12 protein-coding genes are annotated in these 9,463 nt (G+C 35.0%); 1 reads left to right on the plus strand and 11 read right to left on the minus strand.

Features of this window, described 5'->3' with window-relative positions; all coding sequences use genetic code 11:
* A partial coding sequence (locus tag V7137_RS03155) for a TetR/AcrR family transcriptional regulator (RefSeq protein WP_335696717.1) occupies window positions 1-350 on the minus strand: 350 nt, incomplete at its 3' end.
* 186 nt (window positions 351-536) lie between these two features.
* On the opposite strand from V7137_RS03155, the gene V7137_RS03160 reads away from it, so the two are divergent.
* On the plus strand, window positions 537-977 hold the full coding sequence (locus V7137_RS03160) for a PaaI family thioesterase (protein WP_026565119.1): 441 nt from the start codon (window positions 537-539) through the stop codon (window positions 975-977).
* 707 nt (window positions 978-1,684) lie between these two features.
* Here the strand turns inward: V7137_RS03160 and V7137_RS03165 are convergent.
* From V7137_RS03165 to V7137_RS03210, 10 genes are all read right to left on the minus strand, one after another.
* Window positions 1,685-2,113, minus strand: coding sequence for an organic hydroperoxide resistance protein (locus tag V7137_RS03165; RefSeq protein WP_026565120.1), 429 nt, complete (start codon window positions 2,111-2,113; stop codon window positions 1,685-1,687).
* Window positions 2,114-2,249: 136 nt separating this feature from the next.
* Window positions 2,250-2,915 carry an NAD(P)H:quinone oxidoreductase gene (gene wrbA, locus V7137_RS03170; RefSeq protein ID WP_026565121.1) on the minus strand — a complete coding sequence of 222 codons (666 nt, stop codon included), beginning with the start codon at window positions 2,913-2,915 and terminating at the stop codon, window positions 2,250-2,252.
* 133 nt (window positions 2,916-3,048) lie between these two features.
* Entirely contained in the window at window positions 3,049-3,651 is a 603-nt protein-coding gene (locus V7137_RS03175) for an alpha/beta hydrolase (RefSeq protein WP_026565122.1), read from the minus strand.
* The gene (locus tag V7137_RS03180; RefSeq protein WP_026565123.1) at window positions 3,651-3,896 is read right to left on the minus strand and encodes a hypothetical protein; all 246 of its coding nucleotides are present in this window, start codon (window positions 3,894-3,896) and stop codon (window positions 3,651-3,653) included. The genes V7137_RS03175 and V7137_RS03180 overlap by 1 nt, the downstream gene beginning before the upstream one ends.
* Window positions 3,897-3,923: 27 nt before the next feature.
* A complete protein-coding gene (locus tag V7137_RS03185; RefSeq protein ID WP_335696718.1) occupies window positions 3,924-4,862 on the minus strand; it encodes a ring-cleaving dioxygenase in 939 nt (312 codons plus the stop codon).
* Window positions 4,863-5,240: 378 nt separating this feature from the next.
* Window positions 5,241-5,636: a transcriptional regulator SpxA gene (gene spxA, locus V7137_RS03190; RefSeq protein ID WP_335696719.1), complete on the minus strand. Its 396-nt coding sequence runs from the start codon at window positions 5,634-5,636 to the stop codon at window positions 5,241-5,243.
* Window positions 5,637-5,816: 180 nt separating this feature from the next.
* Window positions 5,817-6,233, minus strand: coding sequence for a nucleoside 2-deoxyribosyltransferase (locus tag V7137_RS03195; protein WP_335696720.1), 417 nt, complete (start codon window positions 6,231-6,233; stop codon window positions 5,817-5,819).
* 107 nt (window positions 6,234-6,340) lie between these two features.
* Window positions 6,341-7,600, minus strand: coding sequence for an Nramp family divalent metal transporter (locus V7137_RS03200; RefSeq protein WP_335696721.1), 1,260 nt, complete (start codon window positions 7,598-7,600; stop codon window positions 6,341-6,343).
* Window positions 7,601-8,448: 848 nt separating this feature from the next.
* Window positions 8,449-9,075 carry a DnaB-like helicase C-terminal domain-containing protein gene (locus tag V7137_RS03205; protein ID WP_335696722.1) on the minus strand — a complete coding sequence of 209 codons (627 nt, stop codon included), beginning with the start codon at window positions 9,073-9,075 and terminating at the stop codon, window positions 8,449-8,451.
* 118 nt (window positions 9,076-9,193) lie between these two features.
* Window positions 9,194-9,463: DnaD domain-containing protein (locus V7137_RS03210; RefSeq protein ID WP_335696723.1), on the minus strand; the 270-nt coding region annotated here is incomplete at its 5' end.

The following is a 9,463-nucleotide window of genomic DNA, read 5'->3' on the forward strand; positions in this document are numbered from 1 at the left end:
GGATGTGCATCATCTGACTCTATCGCTGCATTTAAGATCGGACAACCTCCAGGAATAGGCTTCCCTTCTACTAATAACAAAAAAACATCAAGTATAGCATACAGCTTTTCAATAGTAGTATTTTGGTTATCAATTGCTTTTTGAAAAGTCATGGACATGGTATTAATTGAGTAGGAAAATGCTTCCAATGAAAGTTCTGCTTTACTTTTAAAATGATTATATATTCCTCCCTTTTCCATCCCGGTTTCTTCCATGATAGCAGTAATAGAAGTACTCATATAACCTTCTATATTTAATAGCCCAGAGGCTTTTTCAATAATCATCTGCTTCGTTCGTTCGCCTTTGCGCATATTTTTGTCCTCTTTTCTGACTGATTTTTCAAACTGAACGGTCTGTTAAATTTAGTATAACTCTATAAGTCTTCAAAATCACTTTATCTTTATCTGAACATTGCAATTATATTGACAAATAAAATCTATTAAAGTATATAATAAAAAAAGACCGTTTTGTATTTTTTATAATGGAGGGTTGTTAAAATGAGTAAAAAAGTTCTTGATATGCAAAAAATTATGAATGGTGAAGTTCCACCACCACCCATTGCAAGGTTAATTGGGGCGGAGCTGGTAGATGTCGAAGAAGGAAAAGCAGTTTTTGAATTAGAATGTAATACAGAAAAACATGCAAATCCTATGGGGACAATCCACGGTGGGATTCTATGTGATATTGCCGATATGGCCATGGGTGTAGCCTTTGCGAGTACATTAGAAACTAATGAATCCTTTACAACCGTTGAACTTAAAATTAACTATTTAAAACCCGTCTGGAACGAAAAAATTATAGCAAAAGGAGAGGTTATGAAAAGAGGAAACACTATAGGGTTGATTAAGTGTGATGTTTTTGATGAAGGAGGTTCCCTAGTCGCCCATGCTTTAAGCACATGTATGATTCTTCGAGGAGAAAAATCAGCAGGAAGATAGGAGTACAAATTTAGCTTATAAATTACTGGTAATGTTCCAGCGGATCCAAATGGTTTATTATCTTATCAAAACAAGAGTCTAGCTGTTCATTTTTGTTTAACAGAAAACAATAATCATTTATAAAACAGCCTTATTTTATATATTAGTTTTTTGGCAGGGGGTCATAAAAACTGAAAAATGGTGATATTATAATTTTCAATGGAGAGAAATTTATCATTCAATGGATATATGAAAGTGGGTATTGTGAAATAAAACATATTGACAAAATTAGAAATGAACTTGTCCATATTTCAGATATTCAAATCCATTTGAAACAAAACTTTAAAATTTAACAAAAATTTCTCTCTTATTTAACCATAGTGCTTGAGTGGATGATGATAAAGCTGCTTTTTACAGCAGCTTTATTTTTTGTGTTGGCGTGGCCTGTTAGTAAAGAACGGGTGCAATAGTTTAAGATTATCAACTGTTTAAGCGTCTTTTTTTGCTTGTTGCACTACCATGAAAATTAAATTCTGTGAGATCCGAAAAATAGTTTTGAATTGAGCATTTATGTCTAAAACGCCTCTGAATTGTCCTGAGGCGTTTTATTTAATTCTCAGTATTAATTTTTTGGTATTAAAAATGTAATACAAACTTATATTGCAGAACACTTTCCTCCACAAGCCATTTATTTTTTTAATAAATTAGATCCAACCAATGAATTTGATTTATTCAACAACCTGGAGAGTGACGTCAATATTCCCTCTTGTGGCTTTTGAGTATGGACAGAATTCGTGGGCCTTATGTACAAGCTCTTCTAATTTTTCCTTTTCCACACCAGTCCCTTTTACTTGCAACGTTACCGCAATTTTGAATCCTTGATCGGCCTCATCTTTTAAGAAATCTACATTTGCCGTTACTTGTGATTCGAATTTGACATGTTCCTGCCTTGCGATGTGCTGTAAAGCCCCATCGAAACAAGCAGAGTAACCGCTAGCGAACAACTGTTCAGGGTTTGTCGCGTTTGGTAATTCTTTCGCTCTTGGGGAGCCGGGCATTGCTAAATCCACTTTTATCTTGCCATCAGATGATTCAACTCTGCCTTGTCTTCCTCCACTAGCTGTTGCAGATGATGTGAATAATGGTTTTGTAGTCATCGATTTTCTCCTTTTTAAAGAATAATGTCTTGCCTTAATGTTCACAAAGAGATAGCTTATTACCCTTAATTCAAAACCTAACATTTTGAAAAGCTAATCTGAAATTTCCGACTAGCTTTTCTTATCGGTCAAAATGTTATTGATTCGCTTTTTTGACCCACTCCGCAACTGTAACGGTACGTTTAGCTTGATGTTTAACAGCGGCCTGTACGTCTTCGATCATTTTCCCATCTTGTCCAACAGTAACACTTGTTCCATAAGGGTTACCACCTGCTCCGAAGGTGACTGGATCTGTATAACCAGGAGCTGCTACAATTGCACCCCAATGATACATGGTGGTATAAAGGGATAAAATCGTTGCTTCTTGACCGCCATGAGGATTTTGTGCAGAAGCCATGGCGCTAACTACTTTGTTTACAAGTTTTCCGTTAAACCATAAACCTCCGGTTGTATCCAAAAATTGCTTCATTTGTGCAGGCATGTTACCAAATCGCGTAGGTACACTGAAGATAATGGCATCTGCCCATTCCAAATCATTTAATGTTACTTCAGGTACTGCCTTTGTTGCTTCAACATGAGCTTTCCAACCAGGATTTCCTTCAATAACTGATTGTGGTGCAAGCTCAGGGACTTTTAATACTTTTACTTCAGCACCCGCTACTTTTGCTCCTTCTTCAGCCCATTTTGCTAATTGATAGTTTGTTCCACCCATGCTGTAATAAATTACGGCTAATTTTACATTTGTCATAGTTTCGACCTCCTTTTCTGATGAATCCCCAAATAGTTTTGATAAAAAACCCATTTTAATACACCACCTATTTTCTCAATCATTTTCAATTAATATTCATTATAATGCCGTTTCTTTATTTTTTTGATTCTCATTAAAAAACAGTTGATTTATATTCGATTCATTGTCTGAAATTTTTATTATTTAATTATAGTTTGCGATACCATTGTGCTGCTTCTTCTACCTCTTCGACGGTTAACTGATGGCCTCTATTCTCCCAATGAAGTTCAACCTTTGCGTTTGCGTGCTCAAGTAACGATTGTAGTTCAGCAGATTCCAATGGTGAGCAGATTGGGTCATTTGTTCCAGCAGCAATAAATACTGACTTCCCTGACAAATCTGGAAGATCAATTCCTTTTCTCGGCACCATTGGATGATGAAGAATGGCACCCTTTAATGCATTTTGATAATGGAATAATAAACTAGCGGCAATATTTGCGCCATTTGAATACCCAATTGCCAAAATATTATTTCGGTCAAAACCATATTTTTGTGATGCTTCGTCAAGAAACTCATTTAACTCCTTTGTTCTGAATATTAAATCTTCTTCATCAAAAACTCCTTCAGCTAATCTTCGGAAAAATCGAGGCATTCCATTTTCCAATATATTCCCACGTACACTTAATACTGAAGCCTCATCATCAATTCTTCCCGCAAGTGGCAGCAGGTCTAATTCATTTCCACCTGTACCGTGTAGCAACAGTAAAGTTGGTTTTGATGGATCAGTCCCCTTATTAAATATATGTTTCATCATTTATCTCCTTCCAATACTCGAACCTCCGCAAAAGGTAAGGTTTCTTCTAATTCTTCACGCTTTGACTCTAACCATGAAGGTAACATAAGTTTTTTTCCAAGTTCAGCGACAGGTTCATCAACCGAAAAGCCTGGCGGGTCGGTCGCTATTTCGAAGATGATTCCCCCTTCTTCATGAAAATAAAGAGCTTTAAAGTAGTTTCCGATCAAGTATTTCTGTCGGATCGTCCAGAGGCTTATCATATCGAAACAATTCTTCCTTTTCGTGAATTAATCTAATTCTCTTACTTCAATCGGAATCAATACTTGCTCAATTTCTCCTCTATGCGGTTCGTATTGTGATGGCAACATCAATTTTTCTCCCATCGTCGCCAATGATTCATCATGAGCGAATCCAGGTGGATCTGTTGCAATTTCAAATAGAATTTCTCCATGTTCTCTAAAGTAAATCGCATTAAAGTAGTTTCGATCCTGTACGGGTGTAACACCATACCCGTTCGTCTCAACATACCTCTTCCAATCCAATTGATCCTGGTCATCTTTAGCCCGCCATGCAATATGGTGTACTGTTCCTACACCCATTTGACCGCGTCCAATAGGAGTTAATTTTAGGTCGATAATATTTCCGATATCTGCAGAAGAACGATAACGAGCGAAATCTCCTTCTTTTCCGATTAATTCAAGTCCCATTACATTTTCTAACAATTCCCCGGTTTTGTTAGGTTGTGCAGATAAAAGAGTTGCGCCGCCAAACCCTTTGATAGCAACTTCTGGAGTTACCCCACCGAAAGTGAATGTATTGACTTCCCCTTCTTCTCTTTCCACAATTTCCAAGTGAAGTCCATGTGGATCATCAAATTCTAAATATTGCTCTCCAAAGCGTTCCATTTTAGTGAATGAAACGTTAAATTTTTCCAATCTATTTTCCCAAAATCCCATAGCGCCCTTCGGAACAACATAAGAAGTGACCCCTACTTGTCCATCACCAATAATTCCTTGACGAGCACCTGCCCAAGGGAAAAAGGTGATAATTGTACCTGGTTTTCCGCCTTCATTACCGAAATAAAGATGATAAGTACCAGGATCATCAAAATTTACTGTTCGCTTCACTAATCGCAACCCTAAAACTCCAGCGTAGAAATCTACATTTTCCTGCGGATGCCCTACAATTGCAGTTATATGGTGAATACCCATTGTTTTCTTTGTCATTTTTGTCACTCCATTATCGAAAGTTTTTTTACCAATCATTTTAAATTGTCTGATTCTTAGTAAAACATTTAAATTGTATTAATCTAATCCATTATAATTATTTTGTACAATTGATATAATTAAACTCTAATGAAATCAACTGTTTTAATTAAAAAATCTCCAATTCGAGATATTTAATCTAAAAATTCATTTTTTCACTCTTTTATTAATTTTTATTCAAAAGATTGACTATTATCTGTGCCTCATCAGGGTTTAAGGAACCAAAAATATCAAATGTCTCGTTTTAAAATATCTTGAATTAGAGATATTAATAAAAATAATATAATTTACGATGTTATTTTAGTCAAAATCTCATTTTATTTGCATTAAACTTCAGATTTAATTAATCATTTGTTGAGCTTCACGAAGTTGAAAAATTCGATTTTTACGAGGCATAAATCTACGAATTTCTTCTCCGTTATATCCGACTTGTAACTTTTTTTCATCAATGATTAACGGTATTCGTAATAATTCTGGGTTATCTTTAATGATCTTGTACAATTCTTGAAGTGATAAAGATTCAATGTTGCCATTCAATTTTTGAAAAGCTTTCGAATTTTTTGAAATGATTTGATCTGTACCATATTCTGTTAGATGAAGAATTTTTTTAATCTCATCGATCGTAATCGGTTCAGATAAAATGTTTCTTTCTTTGTAAGCAATTTGGTGGTCCTCAAGCCAAGCTTTAGCTTTACGGCAATATACACAACTAGGTGTTAAATATAAGGTTACCATTTTAACAAGACCTTCCATTTAATTCTTTTAATAAATTTACCTCAAATCTAATTATCTCAAATTCGAGATAACTTAATTGTAAATAATTTTATCAATTTGTCAACAATCTATTTTTATATTAAAAAATGGAAAAAATTATATTATTACCTAATGTATCATTTCCGTTGTTGTTATAAATTTTTAAGTTACAGCTCCATGATAAAGTATTCGAGGTAATTTATTAAAATCATAATGAATTACTTTTTCAAAGCTATCTAAATAAGCATGTAAAGATTGTGTAATCATAAGGTTTAGCACTTTTTCTTTAGTATTAAAAATAATGAGAGGTTTTTTAAGCGACCATGCATATCCAACTTCCCACATTGTTCCAGGATCCTGATCGTTATATACTGCAAAGATAATATCGCTATACTGAATTGCATTTACATCAGTAACAAAGTTTTGATTTTGCCATTGATAGGATCCAAAAGGAAACTCACTTTTGTATTTTCGTGGAGAAAAAACATTTAATCCTTTGTTTAATAAAAGTATTTCTAATTTTTCTAACAGTGCAATTTGTTCTGAGTTAAAAAATGGTCCCGCCAAATATACGTTCATTTATTGACCTCCAAAGGGTTATAAAAAATTCAATTGATTAGGGCTGCTTTATAGTAGCTTTTATCTATTTTATTTTAAGGAAATATCACTTTGTAAATATGCCTTCTTTAGTTAATAAAGGTATGATATAACAAAAATAAATTTAGAGTTATAATAATTACAGCAATTATCCACGCACAGATCGACGTTACTAAATGATTTACAAGTTTTCCCATTATTTTTTTGTTACTTGTAAACATTATTAAAGGTATTAAAGCAAAAGCAATTCCAAAAGAGAGGACAACTTGACTTATTACAAGAGCTTTAGAAGGATTAATTCCCATTAAAATTATTCCTAACGGCGGTATCATTGTAATAAATCGTCTCAAATAAATAGGTATGCGTCGTTTAATAAAGCCTTGCATAATGATGTCACCTGACATGGTACCAACTGAAGAACTTGATAATCCAGCAGATAACAATCCAATTCCAAAACATATAGCCACAAAAGGTCCAAGTATTTTTCCAAATTCATTAAAGGCAACTTCTAAATCACTTACGTTAAGTCCGTTTTTATTAAATAAAGCCGCTGGTACGATTAACATACTTGCGTTTATCCCACCTGCAATAATCATCGCAATAATGACATCTACAAACTCATAATGAAAAATCTTTTTCCGTTCTTCTTCGGTTTCTCCGACAATTCTATTTTGTGTTAAGGCAGAATGCAGATAAATGGCATGTGGCATCACTGTTGCTCCCAGCATACCAGCTCCTAATAAAACGCTATCTACATCCTCAAATTTGAGTGTGAAAAGACCAGAGAGAATTGCCACTGCATCTGGTGCTGCATAGAAAACTTGAACCCCAAAGACAATTACTACAATAAAAATCATTGCTGTAATAACAGCTTCTAACGGACGCATTCCTCGCCTTTGAATCTCCAAAATTACGAATGAACCAATGGCTGCAATAATAGCAGCGAAAACAAGTGGGATATCAAAAAGCAAATAGAGTCCAAGCGATGCACCAATAAATTCTGCAAGGTCTGTTGCCATAACTACAAGTTCAGCTTGAAGCCATAAAAGGATTGAAGTCTTCTTTGAAAATTTCTCTCGGCAAACTTCAGGCAAGTTTTTACCTGTTGCAATCCCTAACTTGGCAGACATCGTCTGAATCAAAACTGCCATTAAATTAGAAACTAAAATGACCCATAATAATGTGTATCCATACTTAGACCCTGCCGAAATGTTTGTTGCATAATTACCTGGGTCGATATATGCCACAGCAGCAATAAAGGCAGGACCTAAAAAAGGTAGCAATCTTTTAATTCCATTAGAATCACTTTTTATAGAAGAATTAGAATATTTATTCAAAGAGTTAGACAATTTTTCGGTACAACCTCCTTCTTTTAACCGAACTTATAATTTATTTCAGTAATTTGCATATGAGTTAATGCAACTGTAATATTGTAGCTTTTTATCGCTATTCTTATTTACTTTTACAATAAGAACATTATCTACCCACGGACTTGATTGCCCATTACCTTAACTCCTTTGTTCGAATTTCCTCCTTGTTTGTTTTTGAAGAGATGGCAAAAGCAATGCAAATTGAACAGCACCACTTCGATTTTTTCAAACCTAATATCCATAATTCTACAACTTTTTTAAAGGGTCTCAGGTTGCAAACCCGACATAAATGATGTTATTGGGCTTTCTAATTGATTAGCCTCTGTTTCAGCAAATGCAGGATTGGTGTGTAACAAAATTAAAGGAAAGAAAAGGGAATGAAAAATTTTATGTATATAGTCACCTTTGGGCATATTTTACCCATAAATCCATACCTTTAGTTTAATAAGAAAAAGACTGTCAATAGTATTTTTTTATAATCAAGAGCCCTGATAGTAATTAATACAATAGAAACCCCAATATCTTAAAGGGGTTTCTATACTTGTTCAATGATGTCACATCATTTGGCTCCAACAATATTGCACTCACTTTTGCTTTATTTTTATAAAAGTAGGTTATTATTAAATTTCTTTTAATCTCATTCTCCTATAAAACTCTAATTATCTTCAACTGCCGGATTCTTGTATGGAATTTGATTCATCAAAATCGATCCTTTTTATCGATTACTTAACACTGATCAATTCTTTTTCGCGTTTTTGCTCTCATTTCGGCAATAGTTTGTCATGCCCTATCAAAAATTTGCATATGGGTTTCAGTGTGATCACCAATCACATCCGACCATTTATTTTTTTGAATTTGATTGAGCATTCTTTTTGGATCTCGCATTTTGCAAGGTTAAAGCCCGCTGTCGAAGCCATTAATCGAGTGGTTATCAGCCTTTCAGGCATTTCCATGGAAAATACGAGTGGCAGAAACCCTGCCCAACCCGCCGTTTTGGCAAAATGAAGCATCACATCGTTTTTTCCCATCGATGGTCTAGCTGCTAGAATCGTCACTTCGCCATTCTGGAAGCCTCCCGTTACTTCGTCGAGCTTTTTGATGCCCGTTGTTGCACTTTTCAACGTTACTTGATCTTCCCAGGGGGCCTCATAGATACCTGATAACGCTTGTTGTAAGGACGTATAATCCTCCATTTTCATTTGGTTAATTTTATCCAATTTAGCAATGACTCTAGCAATCTCCCAATCATTCATCGCTGCAACTATCAAGATATTTCTCTTTTTCCGTTCCTTCCACAGATCAAGAATGAGCTTCTCCATCCCATAAAATTTCTCAAGATCCGCGTAGGATAACAGCTCCGATAGGTAAGACATTCCACCTAATGAATCGAGGTCTGGTAAGGTAGTCAATGTGATTAAGTCAACATTCTTCCCCGCCCGGTTTAACTCCACCATTCTCCGCATTAATTCTTTATACCGTGTACTTTCTAGTTGTTCAGGTTGGACCCTGTATCCTTGAATAAGTACTCCGCCTTCATCAAGCTTCCTAAAAACGCTTTTTCAGCAATACTCATCAATCTTCACCTGCCGTAAGGTCGAGTTCAAATCCACTAGGAATAGCTCTTCCAGCAGGATGCGATTCGGTTGATTGCCTATGCTTTGGTCCGGACTTTTGGTTCTCATGATACGAATCAATTTCTTCTACGGTCAGTAAAGATTCATTTTCCCAGTTTTTCAGAATTCCAACCACATAGCTTAGCCTTCGCTTGTTATTGGCACTAGCAATATTCATCGCTTTTAAAATCACATCTTTCGGCTGTAAAAAGATAGAATCATCTAACCA

The organism is Neobacillus drentensis, assembly GCF_036962765.1.
Taxonomy (GTDB): domain Bacteria; phylum Bacillota; class Bacilli; order Bacillales; family Cytobacillaceae; genus Neobacillus; species Neobacillus drentensis_C.